Consider the following 22,215-nt stretch of genomic DNA (forward strand, 5'->3'; position numbering starts at 1 on the left):
GAGGTGGGGGATGCCGCAGGCGAATTCGACGACTTCTTGGCCGCGGGAGATTTCGCCGAGGGCGTCGGAGAGGACTTTGCCGTGTTCGGCGGTGATGATTTCGGCGAGTTCGCCTTTTTTCTTGTTGAGTAGTTCGCGGAAGTTGAAGAGGATTTGGGTGCGTTTGGCGAGGGAGGTGTCGCGCCAGGCGGGGAAGGCGGCTGCGGCGGCGTCGATGACGGTGCGTGCGTCGTCGAGGTTGGCGAGTGCGAGCTGGCCGGTGACCTCGCCGGTGGCGGGGTTGGTGACCGGTGCGGTGGTGGTGGAGGTACCAGCGAACGGCTTGTTGTCGTACCAGTGCGAAATTGTGCTCACGAAAAGGTTCCTTCGTCTCGGCGTTGTGACATCCACCTTGTCTCGCAAGTTTGCGCTAGTCAAAGGCCAATATCGCAGTGGCGCGTGCAAAAATGCACGACGCTGATAGCCTCGTCGGGTGTTCACTGCCGACCACCTGCTCTACTTCCTCGAAGTGTCCCGTCACGGCCGCCTCAACGAGGCCGCGAAGGCGCTGGGGGTCGACCACACCACCGTCGGTCGACGGATCACGAGCCTCGAGAAATCGGTCGGTCAGCGACTGTTCGATCGCACTCCTGCGGGATGGCGTCTCACCGAAGCCGGCCGACGACTGGTCGGGTACGCGGAATCCGTCGAGTCGACCTTGATCGCTGCATTCGAGGATCAGACGTCCAGCGTCGGCTCGCTCAGCGGGTCGGTTCGTATCGCCGCACCGGACGGATTCGGTGCGTTCGTGTTGACGCCCAACCTCACCACGCTGCGCCGGAAGCATCCCGACCTCGACGTCGAACTGGTCACGGCGACGGAGCACAACACCTTGAACACAAGGGAATTCGACGTCGCGATCACGTTGGAACAACCGTCGCCGCGGTTCGTCGTGTATCGGAAGCTCGCGACGTACTCGTTGTATCTGTACGCGACCGAGGAGTACCTGCAGTCCCATCCGAGAATCTCCACGAGCGACGATCTGCGAGAGCACACGCTCATCTGGTACGTCGGCGCCCTCCTCGACGTGGCTCCGCTGCGGATACTCGATTCGTTTCTGACCGACGGACGAGCGCAGATTCAGACCAACAACATCACCGGTCACTGGCTCGCCGCGCGCAGCGGTCTCGGGATCGCGCCGTTGCCCAGCTACATCGGAGAACCGGACGACACCCTCGTCCGCGTGGCCGGAGAACAGTTCTCGATCGACCGGACGTACTGGGTCGCAGTACCGCGCGAACTGGCAGGGCTGGCGAGAGTCAAAGCCGTCGACGAACTGCTTCGTGCGGTCGTGGCGGACGCGCCTCATCTCCGATCGGACGGGTGAGCGTGTATAGGCTGGGACCGACATGATCACGTTGTTCGCTGCGCTGACCGGGTTTGCACTTCTCGATTCCCTGGATGTTCTTCTGATCGGTCTGACCGCCGCGATCGCGTACGACGCCCGGATGCACAGGCGTTCACCGCTTCGAACCGGATCGGCTTTTCTCGGCGGAGTCTTCGCCGCCACGACTGCCTTCGGAATACTGGCTGTGCTCGGGATAGATTTTCTCTCCCGCATCGTCGATTTCGAGCTCACCCCGACCGTTCGGTACTGGGGCGAGGCTGCGATCGGTGCCACCTTGATCGTTCTGGCGTGTATGCCACGATCCTCGCGTCCGCCGCCGGCGTGGACGGCTCGCTTCCGGGCGAGTGTGCCGCTCCTGGCGACGACGGGATTTGCCATCGGAATCGTCCAGGCTCCTACTGCCGTACCGTATCTGGCCGGCCTCGCGATGATATCCGCGTCCGACCCGTTGCCGGCCGCGTGGCCCGTCGTCATCGTGCTCTATTGCCTCCTCGCGCTCGGTATTCCGGCGGCGGTCCTCGCATTGTCGATGGGGCGCAGTCCGTCTGCTCGTCGACGCTATCGATCCGTGGTGCGCGCTCTGACGGCCTATGGCCCCGCGACCGTGCGAGTGGTGTTCGCGGTGATCGGCTCGGTCCTCGTGATCGATGCGCTGGTTCATCACACACATCTGTGGTGAGCAGGCGGTCGGTAAGGTGGTTGCAGTGGATATCACGCGGTGGCGCAGCCGACTTCCGGTGAGGCGTCCGTCCGACGGTGAGATCGTGGGCTGGACAGTCTCGGAGAACTACGACGAGAGCTGTGTCGACGCAGTCAATCCCGTCGGCCACCTTCTCGCACAGAGCCTCCCGGTCGACGACGCCGCGGATGTATTGCTGGAGCAAGGCCTTTCGTCGTTGTCGAATCCGGTGTGGGGCCGCGCGCCCGTGCCGGTGCTCGCTCACACCGACCTCCTCGATCCGGCCGAGACCTGGACGTGGCGACGGTTCCTGCTGGTCCAGCTCGACGACACCCGCGTCTGGATTCGCCCCGCGTATCCCAGCTGGGACGAGCGGAGGGTGGAACTGGCGTTGCATCTGCCGATCGACGACGTGCTGGTCATCGATCCTCCACCCGGGCACGAGTGACTTCAGCGGCGCGCACCGCGCCGTTTCGCCTACGGTGTAGGCATGACTGTGGAAGATTTCGGTGGCCGCCGCACACTGTCCGCCGAGGAATTGCTGGTTCTGGTCGGAGATTACGCACTCGTGGACGAAACCGGAGAGCAGCGCGGACGGATCGAGTCCGTAGCGCAGGAGGGCTTGTCGGTGGTGCTCACGGTGACCGAGGAGGCCGGCCCGGCCGTTGTGTCCCTCACTCCCGAAGAGCAGGTCACCGTCGAGCCCTACGACGGTGGAAAAGCGCCCGTGGTGCCCTGACAGGTCAGACCTGAGGCGATGCAGCCTGGGCAGCACTTCGCTTCTGCGCGCGACGCCTGCGTCCGCGAACGATCAGGAACACCAAGGCAGCGAACAGGACGACGGCGATGATCGCGCCGAGTGCGGTGGCTCCACGGAAGCCGGGAGCCTCGGTGTCGAGGGTGCGCTCTCCTGCATGTGCAGCATTGCTGCTTCCGAGCACGATGGACAGTGTCAGCAGGTTCGGGACAGCAGCGGCGACGGCCAGAACTATCGAGACGATCGCGGTGACCTTGCCGCCGCGCTTCTTCCTGACGCGCCACGCCGCGGTGAAGAACAGCAGCGGCACGAGAGTGGACAGGATCCCGAAGACGAGGCCCCAGAAGATGCCTTTGCTGAACGCCTGATCCGACAGGTTGGCAACCCTGATGCTCCACCATCTCGGGAGGAATGCGGACAGGACGAGGTAGGCGATCACGAGCGCGACCACCGCGACCGCGACGACGATTGCCTTGTTGACCCAACTCGGTCGCCCCGTGGTGGTCGCTGCTGGTGTGGACTCGCTCGGGAATCCGCCTTCTACGGTCATGTGGTCGATCCTAGCCTCGGTTCTGTTCGGTGACCGTTGACACATGTGACGGCCCCCTCATCTGCATTTTCTTCTCTCTACCCGTCGGTAACAATCAAGATCATCAGGGCCCGACAGCGGGCTCTCTCGGCGATCCTTGGGGGACACCATGGCAATGATCTTGATGGCAACGGTCGGTTTCGTCGGCATCGCAGCTGCGATGCTTCACTCGGGTCGCGATCTCGAGTTCAACAATCGCCAGATGGCAAGCGTGTACAGGTCGCGCTGGGCCTGACAATTCCCGCACCCGGGCGCGCGGATGGGTCGAGAGCTTCGCTACCGTCGCTTCCATGACCTTCCGCTGGACGCGATGGGACAGTCGCGGTGCCGGCTTGGTGCTCGGGCTCGGTCTCGACCTGGCGCTGGCCGATCCTCGTCGGTATCACCCGGTCGCCGGGTTCGGTAGTGCGGCAGCGGCGCTCGAACGGCACACCTACCGTGACGCCCGAGCAGCCGGTGCAGTCCACACAGTCCTCCTTGTGAGTGCCGTCGTCGCCGCCGGGTCGGTGGCGACGACGGCTGCTGCCCGGCGTGGCGTTCTCGCGGAGGTCGCACTGACGGCCGTGGCGACGTGGACCGCACTGGGTGGAACATCGTTGGCACGGACGGGTTCCGCGATGTCCGAGCACCTCCGCCACGACCGGATCGATCAGGCACGGGCCCTGCTTCCGTCGTTGTGCGGGCGCGATCCCAGTGTCCTCGACGCCGACGGTCTCACACGTGCCTCGGTCGAATCCGTAGCCGAGAACACTTCGGATGCGACTGTGGGAGTGGTGTTCTGGGGTGCGGTCGCCGGAGTCCCCGGAATCCTCGGGTACCGCGCGGTCAACACACTGGACGCGATGATCGGCTATCGCTCGCCGCGGTATCAGCGGTTCGGATGGTTCGCCGCACGCCTCGACGACGTGATCAACCTCGCGCCGGCGCGAGTGACCGGGGTGGTGACGGCCGTTCTCGCCCCGCTCGTCGGCGGACGAACAGCCGACGCCGTGCGGGCCTGGCGGTTTGACGCCTCGCGTCACCCGAGCCCGAACGCGGGCGTGGCGGAAGCCACGGCAGCGGGCGCACTCGGAATCAGTTTGGGCGGGCGAACCGAGTACACGCACGGCGTCGAGATCCGCCCGACCCTCGGCGACGGCAGACATCCGCTACCGGCGGACCTGGACCGCGCGGCGCGCCTGTCTACTCTGGTCCAGATCGGTGCGACGGCTGTGTCAGCGGCCCTTGCCGTAGCGATCGGCAAGGCGGGCATCCTGCGCGGTCCTCGTCGATGACGCGGACTTCGCTCGCGACTTCCGTTCCCGGCGCGTCGGGAGGGTGAACTCGGGCTCCGGATCCGCCACCGTCGGTGCTGAGGAGTCAGGCGCAGGGGAGTCGGGCGCTGGGTAGTCACGCACGGTGGAATCAGGCAGAGGACTGTCCGGTTCGGGAACCAGCCGATCGTCGTCCGTCGGGTCCGCGAGATCACGGTTCGTCGCCTTGCGGCGTTCACGCCACTCGGCTCGGACGAAATAGGCGAGGCCCAGCGGTGCCATGATTCCGAACGCCAGCCATTGGAGGCCGTAGGACAGGTAGGGGCCGGAATCGGTCTGCGGCAGTTCGATCACGCCCAAGCCGCCCGGTTGGGCGTCGTCGAGCTGCAGGTATCCCTGCACGGGAGTGACGGAAAGGGCGGTCCCGATCTGGTCCGGGTTGATGTTGTAGACCTGGATGTGCCCGGCTTCCTCGATGGGCTCACGGGAGGTTCCCTCGGCTCGTCTGATGCGTGCGTCGAGCGTCACCTCACCGGTCGGAGCCGGCTCGATCGTCGGTGGCTGAGTTCCCTGGACCGGCAGCACGTACCCCCGGTTGACGAGGATCGTCTCCCCGCTGTCTAGGCGGAACGGGGTGATCACCTCGTACGCAGGTTGTTCGCGAATGCTGCGCAGTCGGACCAGCACTTCCTTGTCCGATTCGTAGGCGCCGGTGGCGACGACTCGACGCCATTCGTCGTCGTCGGCGAAGCCCGTGGGTGTCAGCAGCTCCTCGAGCGCTACGGGCTCGGCGTCCACGGACTGGTTGATCAGATCGTTTCGGTGCGACGTCGACGTGTTCTTGCCGAGCTGCCACGGCGCCAGCACCGTGAAGCACAGGTAAGCGAACAGGGCGACGACAGCAGCAACCGCCAACCAACCCGGACGCAGCAGAAATCGGAGCCTTCGCACGACAACTACGGTAGCGGCTCGCCCGACATCGATCTACGACGCCTCGTCGGAGACGGCGTTCTCGGTCCAACTCACCAACCCGGGCATGGCCGATTCGATCTGTTCGCGGACGGTGGTGAACGCGTCGTCGGACGAGTAGTACGGGTCTGCGACGGACTCGTCGTCCGCATCGTCGTCGAAGGATCTGAGCAGTGCGATCCGGTCGGCGGGCGCACCGAGACGCAGTAGTTCGCGAACGTGACCGGTGTCGAGGGCGACCAGCAGATCGGCGCCGAGGTGATCGTCGTTGACCTGTGCGGCTTCGTGGTCGCTGTCGTAACCGTGCGCGTCGAGCTCGGCAACGGTGCGCGGGTCGGCGCCCTCGCCCTCGTGCCACCCGTCGATGCCTGCACTCGACACCCGTACCGAATCCAGCCCCGCCTCCCGCAGGTGCTGCTCGAAGATCTTCTCCGCCATCGGTGACCGGCAGATGTTGCCGGTGCAGACGAACGTCACGTGGAGGGTGGGCTTACGTGTTGTCACCGAGCACCTTCGCCAGTTCGTCCATGGTCGTCACGGTGAACGCGGCGTCGTCGTTCTCACCCGCGATTCCGTAACCCCAGTCCACGTAGATCGCCGGAATGCCGAATCGAGCGGCGCCGTGCACGTCGTGATCACGATCCCCGACCATGAGGACGCCCTGGGTCCCGCCGGCCGACGCCTCGGTCGCCGTGATGCCCAGGTTGCGCAGCGAATGCGCGATCACGTCGGGCTTGGCGCGACGGGTGCCGTCGTTGCTCGCCCCTCCGATGAACTCGAAGTACTCGGCCAGTCCGAAGTGATCCAGAATCCGGTGCGCGAACCGCTCGGACTTGGACGTGGCCACTCCGAGTCGAACCCCTCGACTCTTCAACTCTGCCAACACCGGCTCGATACCCTCGAACACCGTGTTCTCCGCCCAGCCCTTGGCGTCGTATCGTTCGAAGTACGCGGCAAGCGCCCTCTGGGCGACGTCGTCGGGAAGCCCCATCGCGCCGAAAGTGTCGATCAACGGTGGCCCGATGACCAGGGCGAGTTGCTCCTCCGTCGGCTCGGGTCCGTCGACCGCGGCGAGTGCGTGCCGGAAGCCCGCGAGGATGCCCGGTGCGGAATCGGTGAGCGTGCCGTCGAGGTCGAACAGCACCACCGTGGCTCGCGGACTGCGCGCGGCGTCGAGATTTGTCATGACAAAACCATATCGGTTGGTGGCCGGGCCTTCGCATGCTCCGCTCGCGGCCGGGGCGGGATACGCTCGTCGGTAACGAAAGGACAGGGAAGAATTGGACGCGATGTCGCTTCTCCGTCACCACGGTGACGCCGAAGTGGGAGCTGGACTGATCGATTTCGCAGTCAACGTCCAAGGAACAGGCCCACCTCGCTGGCTCAGCGAACGGCTGAGCCGATCGCTGGATTCGCTCGGCTCCTACCCGTCCGCCGACGCCGACCTGCGCGCGCGGGAAGCCGTCGCGCACAGACACGGCCGAGCCCCGGAAGAAGTCCTTCTGCTCGCCGGAGGTGCGGAGGGGTTCGCGATGCTGCCACAGCTGAAACCACGGCTGGCTGCACTGATCCATCCGTCGTTCACCGAGCCCGAACTCGCGTTGCGCCAAGCAGGCATACCCGTCCGACACGTCGTGTCGGCTCCGCCGTTCCAGCTGGATCCCAGCGCGGTTCCCGAGGACGCAGACATGGTGGTCGTCGGTAACCCGACCAACCCGACCTCGGTGCTGCACGAGCGACACTCGATTCTGGGTCTGCGTCGCCCCGGACGCATCGTCGTCGTCGACGAAGCCTTCGCCGACGCAGTGCCCGGTGAAGCCGAGTCCGTTGCCTCCGACTCCCTCGACGATGTGCTGGTGCTGCGCAGTCTCACCAAGACATGGGCGCTCGCCGGACTGCGGTGCGGATACGCGCTGGGGCATCCGGACGTCCTCGCCGAACTCACCGTCGGGCGGGCGCACTGGCCGCTCGGAAGTCTGCAGATCGAGGCCATCGAAGCGTGCAGCGAACCGGACGCCGTTGCGTCGGCCGAAGCCAGGGCATCGGTCATCGCAGCCGAACGCGAGGACATGACGCGACGTCTGACCGCGCTCGGGATCGATGTGCACGGGCCCGCGCGCGGACCGTTCCTGCTTCTGTCCGTTCCGGACGCGGAGGGGGTGCGTCGGCGGTTGCGTGACCACGGTGTCGCGGTTCGCCGGTGCGACACCTTCCCGGGACTGGCGCCGGGTCACCTGCGTGTGGCCGTTCGCCCGTCCGCGCAGGTGGATGTCCTCGTCGATGCCCTGACGAAATCTTTGCCGAAGAATTCACCGCCACAGCACGCACGATCGAAAGGTGAACAGTGACAGTCCTTCTCGCCGACGTCATCGCGGTACTCGAGGCGCATTATCCGCCGCGGCTCGCCGAGAGCTGGGATTCGGTCGGATTGGTGTGCGGTGACCCGGCCGATCGCGTCGGCACAGTTCTCTACGCCGTCGACGCGACCGAGGAGGTCGTCGCCGAAGCCATCGACATGGGCGCCGACCTACTGGTGGTGCACCATCCACTCCTGCTCCGCGGCGTGGACACCGTCGCCGCGAACACACCCAAGGGCGCACTCATCCACCGTCTCGTCAGGGCCGGGTGCGCACTGTTCACCGCGCACACCAATGCCGACAGCGCCAACCCAGGCGTGTCCGACGCCCTGGCGGATGCGCTCGGCGTGACACACACGCGCCCCCTCGATCCGATCGACGGACCGCGAGTGGACAAGTGGGTCGTGTTCACTCCGACGTCGCACAGCGACGCCGTCAGGGACGCGCTGTTCGACGCCGGCGCAGGAGCGATCGGACAGTACAGCCGTTGCAGCTGGAGCACCCGAGGGCTCGGCCAGTTCCTGCCCGGCGTCGGATCGACGCCGGCGATCGGCGACCACAGTGTGCTCGAGAAAGTCGACGAGGACCGCATAGAGGTGGTTGCGCCTGCGTCGAAGCGGGCGGACATTCTGGACGCCGTGACGCGAGCACACCCGTACGAGGAACCGGCGATCGACGTGTTCGAGGAAGTCAGGCTCCCGAGCTGCACGGGCCTCGGACGGATCGGGGTGCTGGACAGACCCACCACCTTGCGCGAGTTCACACGAACAGTGCGCGCGGTGTTGCCGGATACGGTGTGGGGCGTACGGGCGGCAGGCGATCCCGACACCGAGATCCGCACGGTCGCGCTGTGCGGGGGAGCGGGCGACGGCTATCTGAGTGCAGTGACATCCCTCGGAGCCGACGTCTACGTCACCTCGGACCTGCGGCATCACGTCGTCGACGAGCACCTTCGCGCCGGAGGCGCAGCCGTGGTCGACGTCGCGCACTGGGCGTCGGAGTGGCCGTGGTGCGAGCAGGCCCGACACATCGTCGACGCAGAGTTCGGCGACGAGGGGGGATGGAGCAGCCGCGTCAGTACCCGCAGGACCGATCCGTGGACAGTGGGTTCGGTGGACGATCGGAGCCGGTAGGCTTGGCCGAATATTTCTTCCATAGTCGCAGGAGTCATCACGCGTGAATGTCGATCCCCGAGTGCAGGCCTCACTTCTCGAACTGGCCGCAGTGGACACCGAGCTGACGCAGATCTCGCACCGTCGTAAAAGTCTTCCCGAGCAGGCCGAGGTGGAGAAGCTCGAGGCCGAGCGCATCGCCCGCAAGGACGCAGCCGTCACGGTCCAGATGGCGATGGACGACCTCGACCGTGACATCAAGAAGCTCGAAGGCGAGGTCGACGCGGTCCGCCAACGTGAAGACCGCGACCGCTCGCTCCTCGACAGCGGCACCGTCGCAGCGAAACAGATGTCCGAGCTCCAGCACGAACTCGCCAGCCTCGAACGTCGGCAGGGAATCCTCGAAGAGGAACTTCTCGAGGTCATGGAGCGGCGCGAGGCGTCGGAGACCGATTACAACCACGCCGGGGCGCAGCTGACCCAGATCGAGGACGAGCTCGTCGACGCCGGACGTCGGCGAGACGACGCCGTGGCCGATGTCGATTCCGCGGAGCAGCGCGCCACCGCACGGCGATCGGAACTGGCGAGCACGTTCCCGGACGAGCTGTTGGCAGTCTACGAGAAGCAGCGCGCTCTCACCGGCCGCGGCGCCGCGCTACTGCAGGCCCGACGCTGCGGCGCCTGCCGGATCGAACTCGATCGAGGCGAGATCTCGCGCATCGCGGCGAAGCCCGCCGACGAGCTGGTGCGATGCTCGGAGTGCAACGCCATTCTGGTGCGCACCAAGGAATCCGGTCTGTGAGGGTTGTCGTCGAGGCGGACGGTGGATCTCGGGGCAACCCGGGCCCGGCAGGGTACGGCGCCGTGGTGCTGTCCGCCGACCGCTCCGAGGTGCTCGCAGAACGCCGTCTCGCGTTGGGCGTCGCGACCAACAACGTCGCCGAGTACCGCGGCCTCGTCGCCGGGTTGACTGCTGCAGGCGAGGTCGGTGCGCGCGAGGTCGACGTGCGGATGGATTCCACGCTCGTCGTCGAGCAGATGTCCGGGCGCTGGAAGGTCAAGCACCCGGACATGATTCCGCTCAACCGTGAGGCCGCCGACCTGGTCCGCGGTTTCGACCGCGTCACGTTCCAGTGGATTCCACGGGCACAGAATTCGCACGCGGACAGGTTGGCGAACGAGGCGATGGATGCCGCGGCCGACGGTCGGGAACTGGAGCCCCCGAAGGACCGCGATGTCAAGCCGGCCGCACCCGGATGGACCGGAGCGACGGGTGAGCCCACGCGGCTGCTTCTGCTGCGGCACGGACAGACTCCGCTGTCGGTGGAGCGTCGCTACTCGGGCCGAGGAAACCCGCCACTGACCGAGATCGGCGAGGGTCAGGCGGCCGCAGCGGCCGCCCGTCTGGCGCAGCGAGACGACATCGCGGCCATCGTCGCCTCGCCGCTGGGCCGGGCGCAGCAGACGGCAGGCGCGCTCGCCCGGAAGGTAGGCCTCGAGGTCTCCACGCTGGACGAACTGACCGAGACCGACTTCGGTGACTGGGAAGGCCTCACGTTCAAGGAAGCGTTCGAGAAGTACCCGGACGTCCACCAGAAGTGGCGCGGTGACACCTCGGTCGCCGCACCGGGAGGCGAAAGCTTCGACACCGTCCTGGAGCGGGTCACCGTGGCCCGCGACAAGCTGGTCGCGTCGTACGCGGGGTCGACGGTCGTCGTGGTCAGCCACGTGACCCCGATCAAGATGCTGCTGCAGCTCGCTCTCGATGTCGGGCCGTCGTTGCTGTACCGGCTGCATCTGGATCTCGCGTCGCTCAGCATCGCCGAGTTCTATCCCGACGGCGGTGCCTCGGTCCGACTCGTCAACGACACGTCATATCTGTAGGGCGAGCCAGAGGGCGGCGACGGCACCGAGGATCGTCAGCGGTGTGCTGATCAGACCGAGGACGGTGAAGGTGCGCAACGACGCCGGTTCGTCGTGTGCCGCGCCGACCTTGCGCCACAACATGATCGCGAGCGAGCCCACGTAGGTCAGGTTGGGCCCGAGGTTGACGCCCACGACCATCGCGAGAAGCAGACCGGGGGGAGCGGACGAGCCGAATGCGGCGAGCAGCATCAGCGTCGCGGGCAGATTGTTGACGACGTTCGACGCGACCGCTGCGATGGCGGCGGTCGTCAACAGGCCGAGGAACGACGCCTCGCCGGGCAGGATGCTCGCGAGCCAGTCGCCGATAGGCCCTGCCGTGACGCCCTCGACGACAATTCCCAGCAACAGCACGAATCCGCAGAATGTGAGGTCGGCGGCCCGCAGCATGCGCGACGGCACGGTGTAACCCTGCTTCAGTGCGGGCACGGCGAGAGCGCACGCGCCCACGGCCGCGACCCAGAACGGTTCGACGTGGAAGAACCCTGCCACGGCGAAGCCCAGCAACGTTGCGCCCAGAACCACCAGCGCCGCCGTGGGCGCGACGATGGGTTCCGTCACCGAGTGCTGCTCGGATCGCGTGGCACCGTGCCGAAGGTCGGCGCGGAAGAACACCCAGAACACCGCGAACTCGATCACGATCGACACGATCCACGGCAGCGCCATCAGCGCGGCGAAATGCACGAACGTCAGGCCCGTCGCGGTGAACGCCAGAAGGTTCGTCAGGTTCGACACCGGCAGCAACGTCGACGCGGAGTTCGACAGGTGCGCTGTCGCATAACTGTGCGGCCGAGGCGACATACGCAGAGCCCGCGCCGCGCCGATCACCGCCGGCGTCAACAGCACGACAGTCGCGTCGAGGCTCAGCACGGCTGTGGTGACGGCGGCGGCCACGAACACCGAACCGAGAAGCCGATGCGGATTGCCGCGGGCAGATCTGCCCATGATCGAAGCCGTCCACCGGAAGACACCCAGTGCGTCGGCGAGATGGGCGAGAACGAGGATGAACGCCAGGAACACGACGGTCGGGAGCAGTTCCAGCACCTGCGAGCGTGCGTCGGACAGGGTGACGAGCCCGAGCAGTAGTGCCGCCACTGCGGCCGGGAGTGCCGCGACGATCTCCGGCAGACCGCGGGGCCGGACGATCGCGAAGATCAGCACCGCCGCAACGAGTGCGGCCGCTACGACGCTCACGCCAGCATCTTGACGAGGGTGCGTAGGTTCCGGGTAGTGGTGGTGGGCTTGTACTTTGCTTTCGCCGTGAACTTTCCGACGATGCTGTCGGTGGTGTTTCCTTTCACGACCTCCCAGTAGACGACGCCCCGGCCGAGGGAGACTCGCTCGAGCTGCGGATCGAGCGTTTCGGCCGTCCGCGCCAGTTCCGCGAGATGCTCGTCGTTGTTTCCGAAGATCACGTACGGGTGCCAACCGTCGCGTTCGGCGTCGAACGGATAGTCGTCGACGATGGCGCTCAGGGTGGCCGGATCGAGGACGATCACCCACGCCTCGTATCCGAATGTGTCGGCGAGGGTCTTCTCGATCGCGGGCTTCAGTTCCGCGGGGGACAGCGGCGACGACAGCAGCACGTTGCCGGTCGCGAGGACCGTGCGCACCGGCTCGAACCCGGCCTGCGAGAGCGCCTGGCGAAGGTCGACCATCTTGATGTTGATTCCGCCGACGTTGATTCCGCGCAGCAGGACGACGTGATCCATGAGGTGAACTCTAGTTCCAGCCGTACGACCGGGTAGAGTTCCATCCTGCGAACGAGTCGGTTGGACGGCTGCGGCACGGGGAACTGGCGGAGCGATTCCGCCAAGCTTCGAGCCGAGGAAAGTCCGGACTCCACAGAGCAGGGCGGTTGCTAACGGCAACCCGAGGTGACTCGCGGGACAGTGCCACAGAAAACAGACCGCCCGCGCTCGTTCTGTCTTCGGACAGCACGACGCGGGTCAGGGTGAAACGGTGCGGTAAGAGCGCACCAGCACCCCAGGTGACTGGGGTGGCTAGGTAAACCCCGCCCGGAGCAAGGTCGAAGGTCGCATTCCCTCGGGAGTGCGACTGCGCAGGTGTTCGAGGGCTGCTCGCCCGAGCCTGCGGGTGGACTGCTCGAGGTACCCGGCGACGGTGTGCCCAGATGGATGGTCGTCGTTCCGTCCCGTTTCGGCGGGCCGGTTCACAGGATCCGGCTTACATGCCGACTCGTTCGCACCTAGGCTTGCTCTCATGAGTACAGAAGACGACGCCTGGTACTACGACGTACGCACCAAGACGGTTTCGCAGGGCAAGGAATCCGGGGCACTCGACCGGATGGGCCCGTATCCGGACCGTGCCACCGCCGAGCGCGCCATTCAGATCGCAGCCGAGCGCAACAAAGCTGCGGACAAGGCCGACGACGACTGGAACAACTGACGGTGGTCTCGGCGCGACTGTCCGCGACCGCCTTCGACTTCTACCCCATCCGTTCCGAGTTCGACCTGCCCGAGCACTTCTCGGCGGACGCACTCGCCGAGGCCGAGTCCGCCCAGGACAGATACGCGTCCGAGAGGGAAGACCGCACCGACCTTGCCTTGGTGACCATCGATCCGCCCGGTTCGATGGATCTGGATCAGGCGGTGCACGTCGAGAAACTCGCCAGTGGATTCGTCGTGCATTACGCGATCGCGGATGTCGGGTCCATCGTGACGCCTGCGGGCCGGCTCGACACCGAGACTCGTCAGCGCGGGCAGACGTTCTACCTGCCCGACGGTTCGGTACCGCTTCACCCGCGGGTGCTGTCGGAAGGCTCGGCCAGTCTGCTGCCGAACGAGATTCGCCCGGCAGCGCTGTGGCGGATCGAACTCGACGAATCCGGTGACGCAGTCGCGTGGACGGTGTCGAGAGCGACGGTGAAATCCGTTGCCCGCTTCGATTACGCGGGTGTCCAAGCCGACTTCGATGCAGGTTCCCCGCATCCGTCGATCGCCGCTCTCGGCGACTTCGGTCGCCTGCGTGCGCAGGCCGCGTTGCGCCGAGGTGCACTGGACATCACCTTGCCGGAGCAGGACGTGGTAGCCGACGGTGCAGGGTGGCGCATCGAATTGCAGGCGCGGACCGCCGTGGACGCGTGGAACGCCGAGGTGTCGCTGCTGACGGGGATGTGCGCAGCGTCGATCATGCTCGACGCCGGAATCGGACTGCTCCGCACTTTGCCGCCGGCCCCGGAGGACGCCGTCGACTCGTTGAAGAAGACAGCGGAGATGCTCGGAATCGAATGGCCCGCAGGTGCATCGGCTGGAGCCGTGCTCGCCGGGTTACCGGGTGACGAACCTACGACGCTGGCCATGATGACTCAGGCAACGAGTCTGCTGCGAGGCGCGGATTACGTGGCGTTCGACGGGGAAATCCCCGAATCGCCCGAGCACGCCGGAATCGCAGCACCCTACGCTCACGTCACGGCGCCGCTTCGCCGGCTGTCGGACAGGTTCGCCACCGAAGTATGCCTCGCGGTGGTTGCTGGCACGGACATCCCCGAGTGGGCGCGGACTGCGCTCCCTGATCTGCCCGCGATCATGCGCGGATCGGATTCCGTTGCGTCCAAAGTGGATCGAGCGTGCATCGACCTGACCGAAGCGCACGTTCTGAACGACCGCGTCGGCGAGGCGTTCTCCGCTCTCGTTCTGCGTGGGGCGGAAGGAAAGAAGACCGCCGAGGTGTTCGTGGCCGATCCGATCGTCATCGGCAAATGCGTGGGGGATCCGCCGGAAGGGCAAGCGGTGTCGGTGACGTTGACCGTCGCCGACACCGCCTCCCGCCGTGTCGAGTTCGCTTACGAGGCGGACGGTGGCACGGCGCCGGGTGACGCTGTCGAGGCGAAACGGTCGGTCGCCTCGACGAGATGATGGATGATGCCGGGCTCGGACGCGGAATGCCCGGCATCGTCCACGATCGTCAATTCCGCATCCGGCCACGCCCGATGAAGGGCCCAGGCACTCGTGGCCGGGCACACCACGTCGTACCGGCCCTGAACGATGACGCCGGGGATTCCGGCCAGGAGGTGCGCGTCCTCCAGCAACTGGTTCTCGCGCAGGAATCCGTCGTTGCGGAAGTAATGGTTCTCGATCCCTGCGAAGGCCAGGGCGAATCGCGGGTCCTCGTTGGAGGCGATCTGCTCCGGGCGGGGAATGAGATAACTCGTCGCGGCCTCCCACGACGACCAGGCGATGGCCGCCGCGGTGGCGACGTCGCGGTCGTCGGAGTTCAGCAGCCGGTGGTAGACCTCGACCAGATCCAAGTGTCGTTCTGCATCCGGGACAGGTGCCAGGAACTTCTCCCACTGTTCGGGGAAGAGATGGCCCGCGCCGCCGTTGTAGTACCAGTCGATCTCACTGCGGCGGAGCAGAAAGATGCCGCGCAGGATCAGGCCGGTGACCCGGTCGCGGTGGGTCTGTGCGTAGACGAGGGACAGCGTCGAACCCCACGAACCACCGAACACGAGCCAGGTGTCGACGCCGAGATGAGTCCGCAACTTCTCGATGTCGCCGACAAGCTTTCCAGTCGTGTTCACCGCCCAGTCGACCCTCATGTCCCACCCCTTGGTCGTTCCGCCGGCTCCACTCCTGTCCGCGATATGAGGTCGGGACTTGCCACAGCCACGCTGGTCGAACAGCACGATTCGATACTTTTCGGGGTCGAAGTAGCGGCGCTGCGCAGGTCCGGTTCCACCGCCGGGCCCTCCGTGGACGAACAGGACGGGGAGTCCGTCCGGATTACCGCTGGTCTCCCAGTAGATCTGTTGGCCGTCACCGACGTCGAGGTGGCCACTGGCGTAGGGCTCGATGGCCGGGTAGAGATCACGTGCCACGTCAGAAGCCCACCAGTCCCGATGCCAAGTCGGGGATGTCGAGTGATCGCAGGGCTTCGTCACGGACGTCGGAGCAGTTGTCGATGGTGATGTCGTCGATGATCGAGCGGTTCTGCACCACCTGCAGGTTGATGACTCCGCTCTGCGCCGCCCATGTCTGCACGACGATGTTGAGCCCACCGCGGCCGAGCGTCGGCCCCTGGATTCGCCATTCCTGCAGTTGCTCACCGAGATCGGTGCACAGCTGCTGCTTCTGCTGGTCGGTGATCGTGTCACCGGCAGCAGCCGCATCGGTGGTGGTGACCGGGGCCGTGGTCGTGGTGGTCAGCGACGCCGACGATCCGGTATTGGCGGAGTCGGTGCCGCACGCTGCCAGACCGACGACGGCAGCCGCCCCCAGGACGGCGGCGGCTGCACGGCGAGAACTACGAAGACCAGGTTTCATGGCACCGAGTGTGCCACCTGCAGGTGACCGATCAGTAGCTGTGCTCGGGACCGGGGAAGACTCCGCCGCGAACCTCGGCGAGATACGTCGCAGCGGCGGTCCGCAGTTCGTCTCCGACGTTGCCGAACTTCTTGACGAACTTGGCGGTCTTGCCGTTGGTGTAGCCCGCCATGTCCTGCCAGACCAGCACCTGGGCGTCGGTTTCGTTGCCCGCTCCGATGCCGATGGTCGGGATGGTGAGCTTGCGGGTCACCTGGCCCGCGATGTCGGCGGGCACCATCTCCATGACGACGGAGAATGCTCCTGCCTCCTGGACGGCGATGGCGTCGGCGACGAGCTGCTCGGAACCGTCACCGCGGCCCTGCACGCGGAAGCCGCCGAGGCCGTTCACGCTCTGCGGTGTGAAGCCGATGTGCGCCATGACCGGGATGCCGGCCGCGGAGATCGCGGCGATCTGATCTGCGACGCGTTCGCCGCCCTCGAGCTTCACGGCGTGCGCGAGGCCCTCCTTCATGAATCGGGTGGCCGTCGCGAGTGCCTGCTGAGGCGAGGACTCGTAGGTGCCGAACGGGAGGTCGGCGACGACGAGTGCGTTGGGAGCTCCGCGGACGACGCCCCGAACCAGAGGCAGCAGTTCGTCGATGGTGATCGGCACCGTCGTGTCGTAGCCGTAGACGACGTTCGCTGCCGAGTCGCCGACGAGGAGGACCGGGATGCCCGCTTCCTCGAAGATGCGGGCGCTCGAGTAGTCGTACGCGGTGAGCATGGCCCACCGCTCGCCGTCGGCTTTCATTTGCAGCAGGTGATGGGTGCGAGTCTTGCGGGTCAAACCGGAGACGGACGCATCGGACGAGCCGTACACAGAATCGTTGGACATCTTTGTCCCTTTCGGTTCCTCGAGGCCCGCCGTGCGGGTCCCCGGGATGGGGTTGATGACGACCTCAGTCTGCCACCGGCACGACCGACGCCGAAGCGCACCCGGACGTGCAATTCGTCACACTCTCCGTCGGCCGTCGGTGATCGGCATGCGTCGATCCCGACCGAACGCCTTCGACGTCACCTTGGTTCCGATCGGATACTGCCTACGTTTGTGTTCGGCCGCGTCGACCTTGGCCACGATGTCTGCGACGTCCACGGGATCGAAGCCTGCCGCCACGATGTCGTCCTCACCCTGATCGCAGTCGACGTAGCGGAACAGGATCGCGTCGAGCCGGTCGTACTCCGGGAGCGAATCGGTGTCGAGTTGATCCGGGCGCAACTCTGCCGACGGAGGCTTGTCGATGCTCGCCTCCGGAATCGGGGGCACCTCGCCGCGTCCGACCGCTGCGTCGTTACGCCACCGCGCCAGCTCCCACACCATGGATTTCGGTACGTCCTTGATGGGGGCGAACCCGCCGACGGCGTCACCGTAGATGGTCGAATAGCCAACGGCAAGTTCGGATTTGTTGCCGGTGGCGAGAATCAGATGTCCGGCCGAGTTGGAGATCGCCATCAGAACGATGCCGCGGCACCGCGCCTGAACGTTCTCCTCCGCGACGCCGGAGAGGCCGAGCTGGTCCGTCACCGACCGCACCATGTCGACGATCGACTCGATGCCGAAATGCAGCCCGGTGCGCGACGCAAGATCGTTCGCGTCCGCGAGCGAGTGGTCCGAGGAGTACTGCGAAGGCATCGCGACGCCGTACACGGACTCCGCTCCGAGAGCGTCCACGGCGATCGCCGCGACCACAGCGGAGTCGATGCCACCGGACAGGCCGAGCGCCACCGAGGCGAACCCGTTCTTGTGGACGTAATCGCGCAACCCGGTGACGAGTGCCGCCCACGTCGACGCCAGGTCGTCCGAGGGTTCTGCCACCGATCGAGGTAGCCGATCCCACCCGCGGACGAGGAGATCCGGCACGGTGTTCCGGTCGATGGACCATCCCGGCGGTGGGCCGCCGTCGGGACGTCGCGCGTCGGAGACGTCGAGGTCCACGCACAGCAGGTGTTCGGTGAACGCCGGGGCACGGCCGAGGATGGCTCCATCGGCGGCGACGACCATGCTGCCGCCGTCGAACACGAGCTCGTCCTGACCACCGACCAGATTGGCGTAGACGACGGGTACCCCAGCCTCGGCTGCCCGCCGCTGGACCACCGACAAGCGGACCTCCGCTTTGCCGCGCTCGAACGGACTCGCATTCAGGCACAGCAGCACGTCGACTCCGGCCGCCGCGTACGCGGGAACCGGCCCGCCGGGCTGCCAGATGTCTTCGCAGACAACGATTCCCAGGCGAACATCGTTCACCTCGGTGATGCTCAACCGCGTTCCGGGGGCGAAGTATCGGAGCTCGTCGAAGACTCGGTAGGTGGGAAGCTCGTGCTTGTCGTACCGCGACACGACGTCGCCACGGAACAGAACGGCGGCGCTGTTTCTCGATCCCACCGCATCGCGGTCGAGGTACCCGACGACGGCGACGACGTCACCGCATCCGGCTCGGTCGAGTGCATCGGCGAGGTCGCGCAGAGCGTCGCGCGACGCGTGCGCGAACTCCGGGCGAAGCGCGAGGTCCTCCACCGGATAACCGGTCAGGGCCATCTCCGGAAACACCACGACCTGGGCGCCTTCCTGGGCGGCGCGCGACGTCCAATCCACGATCAGCTCGGAATTCGCGGTGAGGTCACCGACTGTCGGGTTGATCTGGGCAAGGGCTGTTCGCAGTGCCTGCACGACTGGAAACACTAGTGCCGCAGACTGCACCTCGCCCGCTCTGGCACGATTTCACCTCATGAGCGTCTCCTCGGATCCGACAGCACGTACCCGCCACGGACGGCGTCACGGACTAACGGTGGCGACAGCCCTCGGTGCTGTCGCGGTGACGGTGGCTGCCGGCTGCGGGAGCGCCGACGTCGAGTCGGGCACGCCGCTGCCGGAGAACACTGCGTCGGCGTCGCCAGGTGCCGGCGTGATCCCAGCAGGTCTCGAGCGTTATTTCACGCAGGAACTCGACTGGGGATCGTGCGACGACTACAACACCGATGGAACCGTGCTCGGAAGTTCCGTCGAGTGCGCCCGTGTGACCGTTCCGCTCGACTACCAGGACCCGGACGGCCCGACAGCACAGATCGCGGTGTCCCGCGTGCAGGCGTCGGGTGAGCGCACCGGATCCATACTCTTCAACCCGGGCGGACCCGGGTCGTCCGGTTTGTACCTCGCCACCCAGGCCGAGGACACCGCACTCGCGGAGAACTTCGACCGAATCGGCTTCGACCCCCGCGGAATCGGCGCGTCGACGCCCGCAGTTCGGTGCCTCACCGCGGAAGAAACCGACCTCGAACGCGCCGAGCCGGACGTCGACGTCTCGCCCGAAGGCATCGCCGCAGTGGAGAACGATCATCGCGAGTACGCCGCGAAATGCGTCGAGCGAACAGGTGCCGACGTACTCGAACACGTCGGTACCCGTGAGGTCGTGCAGGACATGGACGTCATCCGATCGGTTCTGGGCGACGAGAAGCTCACCTACCTCGGCTATTCGTACGGAACGCGGATCGGCGCCGCCTACGCGGAAGCGTTCCCGGACAGAGTCCGCGCCATGGTTCTCGACGGTGCACTCGATCCCGAGCAGAGCCCCGTCGACGAGGCCGTCGAGCAAGGAGCTGCGTTCCAAGGCGCATTCGAGGCGTTCGCCGAGGACTGCGCACAGAGCGAGGCGTGCCCTCTCGGGCCGGACCCGGCCGCCGCGGACCGGACGTTCAGGGAGCTCGTCGACCCACTGATCCAAACGCCCGCCGCCACCACGGATCCGCGCGGACTCGGTTACGACGACGCGATCACCGGAACGCAGCAAGCCCTGTACTCGCAGAGCCTGTGGCGGATCCTGCGTGTGGGCCTGGCGGAACTGCAGGAGGGCAGGGGAGACACCTTGCTCCGCCTTGCCGACACCTACAGTGGCCGTCTCGACGACGGCACCTACTCCAATCTGGACGACGCGTTCAACGCCATCCGCTGCGTCGACGATCCACCGACCACCGACCGCGCCGAGGCCGGAGAAGCAGACCGACGGTATCGGGAAGCTGCTCCTTTCCTCGACGACGGACGCGGAACCGGAAACGCACCGCTCGATGTCTGCGCGTTCTGGCCCGTCCCCAACACCAGCACTCCCTACACGATCTCGGCCGAGGGACTTCCGAAACTGGTCGTGATCTCGACGACCTTTGACCCGGCGACGCCGTACCAGGCAGGCGTCGAACTTGCCCGTCAACTGGACGCGGACCTGATCACGTTCGACGGGGCCCAGCACACGGTTGCGTTCTCCGGCGAGAACTGCGTCGACGAACCGGTGGTCGACTACCTCGTCGATCTGACCCCGCCAGGTAACGATTTGGTGTGCTGACGGAACTTCACGGGTGTTCTTCCCCAGGTGAGAGCTCCCCGCAGTGAGACCGAATTCACGATGTAACACAGATTTAACGCGGTTTGCTTAGTCTCGCGGACATGGATCGCCAAAAGGAATTCGTGCTCCGGACACTGGAGGAGCGGGACATCCGTTTCGTCCGCCTGTGGTTCACCGACGTTCTGGGGTACCTGAAATCCGTCGCGATCGCGCCGGCGGAACTCGAAGGAGCGTTCGACGAAGGCATCGGCTTCGACGGCAGCGCCATCGAAGGCTTCGCACGCGTCTCGGAGGCCGACACCGTCGCCAAGCCGGATCCGTCGACGTTCCAGATCCTGCCGTGGTCCACGAGCAAGGGTCACCAGCACTCCGCGCGCATGTTCTGCGACATCGCGATGCCCGACGGCTCGCCGTCCTGGGCCGATTCGCGCCACGTGCTGCGCCGTCAGCTGAGCAAGGCCGCCGACCTCGGGTTCAGTTGCTACGTGCACCCCGAGATCGAGTTCTTCCTCCTCAAGGACAGCCCCGAAGACGGGTCTCCGCCCACGCCTGCGGACAACGGCGGCTACTTCGACCAGGCCGTGCACGACTCGGCGCCGAACTTCCGTCGCCACGCCATCGACGCGCTCGAGTCGATGGGTATCTCGGTCGAGTTCAGCCACCACGAGGCAGCGCCCGGTCAGCAGGAGATCGATCTCCGCTACGCCGACGCGCTGTCGATGGCCGACAACATCATGACGTTCCGCTACGTGGTCAAAGAGGTCGCGATCGAAGAGGGCGTCCGCGCGACGTTCATGCCCAAGCCGTTCAGCGACCAGGCCGGCTCGGCGATGCACACTCACATGAGTCTCTTCGAGGGAGACGCCAACGCGTTCCACAACCCGGACGATCCGATGCAGTTGTCGGAGACCGGCAAGTCGTTCATCGCAGGCATTCTCGAGCACGCCAACGAGATCAGTGCCGTGACCAACCAGTGGGTCAACTCCTACAAGCGTCTGGTCCGCGGCGGTGAGGCACCGACGGCGGCGTCGTGGGGCCCGGCGAACCGATCCGCTCTCATTCGCGTCCCGATGTACACGCCCAACAAGGCGTCCTCGCGTCGCGTCGAGATCCGAAGCCCTGATTCTGCGTGCAACCCGTACCTGGCCTTCGCGGTGTTGCTCGCTGCCGGTCTGCGCGGCATCGAGAAGGGCTACACGTTGCCCCCCGAGGCCGAGGAAGACGTGTGGGCACTGACGTCCGCCGAACGGCGTGCGATGGGCTACAAGGAGCTTCCGGGCAATCTCGATCAGGCCCTCAACGCGATGGAGAACTCGGAGCTCGTCGCCGAGGCTCTCGGCGAGCACGTCTTCGACTTCTTCCTCCGCAACAAACGTCGCGAGTGGGAGGAATACCGCAGTCATGTCACCCCGTACGAATTGAAGGCGTACCTGGGGTTGTGAATCGGACGGGCGCCGATGGGCTAGGTTTTACCCGTTCGAGGTAGTTTCCCCCGCGGTGAGGTGAATCAGGTGTCACGCCAGAGTCGAGGTGT

The 22,215-nt window shown here is 66.0% G+C and carries 25 protein-coding genes and 1 other RNA gene; 15 read left to right on the forward strand and 11 right to left on the reverse strand.

Features of this window, described 5'->3' with window-relative positions:
* A partial coding sequence (locus H292_RS27175; RefSeq protein WP_037188545.1) for an aldehyde dehydrogenase family protein occupies nucleotides 1-354 on the reverse strand: 354 nt, incomplete at its 3' end.
* A gap of 118 nt (nucleotides 355-472) precedes the next feature.
* On the opposite strand from H292_RS27175, the gene H292_RS0114980 reads away from it, so the two are divergent.
* The 4 genes from H292_RS0114980 to H292_RS0114995 are packed head-to-tail and all read left to right on the forward strand — an operon-like array spanning nucleotide 473 to nucleotide 2,805.
* Nucleotides 473-1,366, forward strand: a complete 894-nt coding sequence (locus tag H292_RS0114980; RefSeq protein WP_019666020.1) for a LysR family transcriptional regulator — start codon at nucleotides 473-475, stop codon at nucleotides 1,364-1,366.
* A 22-nt stretch (nucleotides 1,367-1,388) separates the two neighbouring features.
* On the forward strand, nucleotides 1,389-2,066 hold the full coding sequence (locus H292_RS0114985; protein ID WP_020111944.1) for a GAP family protein: 678 nt from the start codon (nucleotides 1,389-1,391) through the stop codon (nucleotides 2,064-2,066).
* 25 nt (nucleotides 2,067-2,091) lie between these two features.
* Nucleotides 2,092-2,514, forward strand: coding sequence for a hypothetical protein (locus tag H292_RS0114990; protein WP_231383860.1), 423 nt, complete (start codon nucleotides 2,092-2,094; stop codon nucleotides 2,512-2,514).
* A 42-nt stretch (nucleotides 2,515-2,556) separates the two neighbouring features.
* Nucleotides 2,557-2,805 carry a hypothetical protein gene (locus H292_RS0114995; RefSeq protein WP_019666017.1) on the forward strand — a complete coding sequence of 83 codons (249 nt, stop codon included), beginning with the start codon at nucleotides 2,557-2,559 and terminating at the stop codon, nucleotides 2,803-2,805.
* Nucleotides 2,806-2,809: 4 nt separating this feature from the next.
* On the opposite strand, the gene H292_RS0115000 is transcribed toward H292_RS0114995, so the two are convergent.
* Entirely contained in the window at nucleotides 2,810-3,373 is a 564-nt protein-coding gene (locus H292_RS0115000) for a hypothetical protein (RefSeq protein WP_019666016.1), read from the reverse strand.
* Between the two features lie 148 nt (nucleotides 3,374-3,521).
* Here H292_RS0115000 and H292_RS28755 point away from each other — a divergent pair, with 148 nt between their 5' ends.
* Together H292_RS28755 and H292_RS0115010 are read left to right on the forward strand one after the other, a co-directional pair.
* Nucleotides 3,522-3,647, forward strand: coding sequence for a hypothetical protein (locus H292_RS28755; RefSeq protein ID WP_019666015.1), 126 nt, complete (start codon nucleotides 3,522-3,524; stop codon nucleotides 3,645-3,647).
* Nucleotides 3,648-3,702: 55 nt separating this feature from the next.
* Entirely contained in the window at nucleotides 3,703-4,686 is a 984-nt protein-coding gene (locus tag H292_RS0115010; RefSeq protein WP_020111947.1) for a cobalamin biosynthesis protein, read from the forward strand.
* On the opposite strand, the gene H292_RS0115015 is transcribed toward H292_RS0115010, so the two are convergent.
* From H292_RS0115015 to H292_RS0115025, 3 genes are read right to left on the reverse strand one after another with little or no spacing between them, the layout of a single operon-like run.
* Nucleotides 4,627-5,616, reverse strand: coding sequence for an SURF1 family cytochrome oxidase biogenesis protein (locus H292_RS0115015; RefSeq protein ID WP_020111948.1), 990 nt, complete (start codon nucleotides 5,614-5,616; stop codon nucleotides 4,627-4,629). The two genes, H292_RS0115010 and H292_RS0115015, sit on opposite strands and share 60 nt — an antisense overlap.
* A gap of 33 nt (nucleotides 5,617-5,649) precedes the next feature.
* Nucleotides 5,650-6,138, reverse strand: coding sequence for a low molecular weight protein-tyrosine-phosphatase (locus H292_RS0115020; RefSeq protein ID WP_255183008.1), 489 nt, complete (start codon nucleotides 6,136-6,138; stop codon nucleotides 5,650-5,652).
* On the reverse strand, nucleotides 6,125-6,820 hold the full coding sequence (locus H292_RS0115025) for an HAD-IA family hydrolase (protein WP_019666011.1): 696 nt from the start codon (nucleotides 6,818-6,820) through the stop codon (nucleotides 6,125-6,127). The genes H292_RS0115020 and H292_RS0115025 overlap by 14 nt, the downstream gene beginning before the upstream one ends.
* 103 nt (nucleotides 6,821-6,923) lie before the next feature.
* On the opposite strand from H292_RS0115025, the gene cobC reads away from it, so the two are divergent.
* From cobC to H292_RS0115045, 4 genes are read left to right on the forward strand one after another with little or no spacing between them, the layout of a single operon-like run.
* The gene (gene cobC / locus H292_RS0115030; protein ID WP_020111949.1) at nucleotides 6,924-7,982 is read left to right on the forward strand and encodes an Rv2231c family pyridoxal phosphate-dependent protein CobC; all 1,059 of its coding nucleotides are present in this window, start codon (nucleotides 6,924-6,926) and stop codon (nucleotides 7,980-7,982) included.
* Nucleotides 7,979-9,124, forward strand: a complete 1,146-nt coding sequence (locus tag H292_RS0115035) for a Nif3-like dinuclear metal center hexameric protein (RefSeq protein WP_020111950.1) — start codon at nucleotides 7,979-7,981, stop codon at nucleotides 9,122-9,124. The genes cobC and H292_RS0115035 overlap by 4 nt, the downstream gene beginning before the upstream one ends.
* Before the next feature lie 43 nt (nucleotides 9,125-9,167).
* Nucleotides 9,168-9,905, forward strand: a complete 738-nt coding sequence (locus H292_RS0115040) for a zinc ribbon domain-containing protein (protein ID WP_026347932.1) — start codon at nucleotides 9,168-9,170, stop codon at nucleotides 9,903-9,905.
* The gene (locus tag H292_RS0115045; protein ID WP_027498841.1) at nucleotides 9,893-10,987 is read left to right on the forward strand and encodes a bifunctional RNase H/acid phosphatase; all 1,095 of its coding nucleotides are present in this window, start codon (nucleotides 9,893-9,895) and stop codon (nucleotides 10,985-10,987) included. The genes H292_RS0115040 and H292_RS0115045 overlap by 13 nt, the downstream gene beginning before the upstream one ends.
* Here H292_RS0115045 and H292_RS0115050 read toward each other — a convergent pair.
* A complete protein-coding gene (locus H292_RS0115050; protein ID WP_019666006.1) occupies nucleotides 10,976-12,220 on the reverse strand; it encodes an SLC13 family permease in 1,245 nt (414 codons plus the stop codon). The genes H292_RS0115045 and H292_RS0115050 overlap by 12 nt on opposite strands.
* Nucleotides 12,217-12,738 (reverse strand): DUF1697 domain-containing protein, encoded by a 522-nt coding sequence (locus tag H292_RS0115055; protein WP_019666005.1) that lies wholly within the window; start codon nucleotides 12,736-12,738, stop codon nucleotides 12,217-12,219. Before H292_RS0115055 ends, H292_RS0115050 begins: the two co-directional genes overlap by 4 nt.
* A gap of 52 nt (nucleotides 12,739-12,790) precedes the next feature.
* Between H292_RS0115055 and rnpB the strand changes: the two genes are divergently transcribed.
* The 3 genes from rnpB (at nucleotide 12,791) to H292_RS0115065 (ending at nucleotide 14,904) form a co-directional block, all read left to right on the forward strand.
* Nucleotides 12,791-13,232: RNase P RNA component class A (rnpB, locus tag H292_RS27710), an RNA gene on the forward strand.
* A gap of 17 nt (nucleotides 13,233-13,249) precedes the next feature.
* Nucleotides 13,250-13,435 carry a hypothetical protein gene (locus H292_RS0115060; RefSeq protein ID WP_019666004.1) on the forward strand — a complete coding sequence of 62 codons (186 nt, stop codon included), beginning with the start codon at nucleotides 13,250-13,252 and terminating at the stop codon, nucleotides 13,433-13,435.
* A gap of 2 nt (nucleotides 13,436-13,437) precedes the next feature.
* Nucleotides 13,438-14,904: an RNB domain-containing ribonuclease gene (locus H292_RS0115065; protein ID WP_020111952.1), complete on the forward strand. Its 1,467-nt coding sequence runs from the start codon at nucleotides 13,438-13,440 to the stop codon at nucleotides 14,902-14,904.
* Here H292_RS0115065 and pip read toward each other — a convergent pair.
* The 4 genes from pip to H292_RS0115085 form a co-directional block, all read right to left on the reverse strand.
* A complete protein-coding gene (gene pip / locus H292_RS0115070) occupies nucleotides 14,832-15,866 on the reverse strand; it encodes a prolyl aminopeptidase (protein WP_020111953.1) in 1,035 nt (344 codons plus the stop codon). The two genes, H292_RS0115065 and pip, sit on opposite strands and share 73 nt — an antisense overlap.
* 1 nt (nucleotide 15,867) lies before the next feature.
* Nucleotides 15,868-16,311 carry a hypothetical protein gene (locus H292_RS0115075; protein ID WP_019666001.1) on the reverse strand — a complete coding sequence of 148 codons (444 nt, stop codon included), beginning with the start codon at nucleotides 16,309-16,311 and terminating at the stop codon, nucleotides 15,868-15,870.
* Between the two features lie 31 nt (nucleotides 16,312-16,342).
* Nucleotides 16,343-17,188, reverse strand: a complete 846-nt coding sequence (gene panB / locus H292_RS0115080) for a 3-methyl-2-oxobutanoate hydroxymethyltransferase (protein ID WP_019666000.1) — start codon at nucleotides 17,186-17,188, stop codon at nucleotides 16,343-16,345.
* Between the two features lie 117 nt (nucleotides 17,189-17,305).
* Nucleotides 17,306-19,018 carry an NAD+ synthase gene (locus tag H292_RS0115085; protein WP_231383861.1) on the reverse strand — a complete coding sequence of 571 codons (1,713 nt, stop codon included), beginning with the start codon at nucleotides 19,016-19,018 and terminating at the stop codon, nucleotides 17,306-17,308.
* Between the two features lie 58 nt (nucleotides 19,019-19,076).
* Here H292_RS0115085 and H292_RS0115090 point away from each other — a divergent pair, with 58 nt between their 5' ends.
* The gene (locus tag H292_RS0115090; protein ID WP_196806176.1) at nucleotides 19,077-20,681 is read left to right on the forward strand and encodes an alpha/beta hydrolase; all 1,605 of its coding nucleotides are present in this window, start codon (nucleotides 19,077-19,079) and stop codon (nucleotides 20,679-20,681) included.
* 101 nt (nucleotides 20,682-20,782) lie between these two features.
* Entirely contained in the window at nucleotides 20,783-22,123 is a 1,341-nt protein-coding gene (glnA, locus tag H292_RS0115095) for a type I glutamate--ammonia ligase (RefSeq protein ID WP_019665997.1), read from the forward strand.
* Nucleotides 22,124-22,215 lie beyond the last annotated feature (92 nt).

Origin of the sequence: Rhodococcus sp. 114MFTsu3.1 (assembly GCF_000383555.1) — a bacterium.
Classification (GTDB): domain Bacteria; phylum Actinomycetota; class Actinomycetes; order Mycobacteriales; family Mycobacteriaceae; genus Rhodococcoides; species Rhodococcoides fascians_E.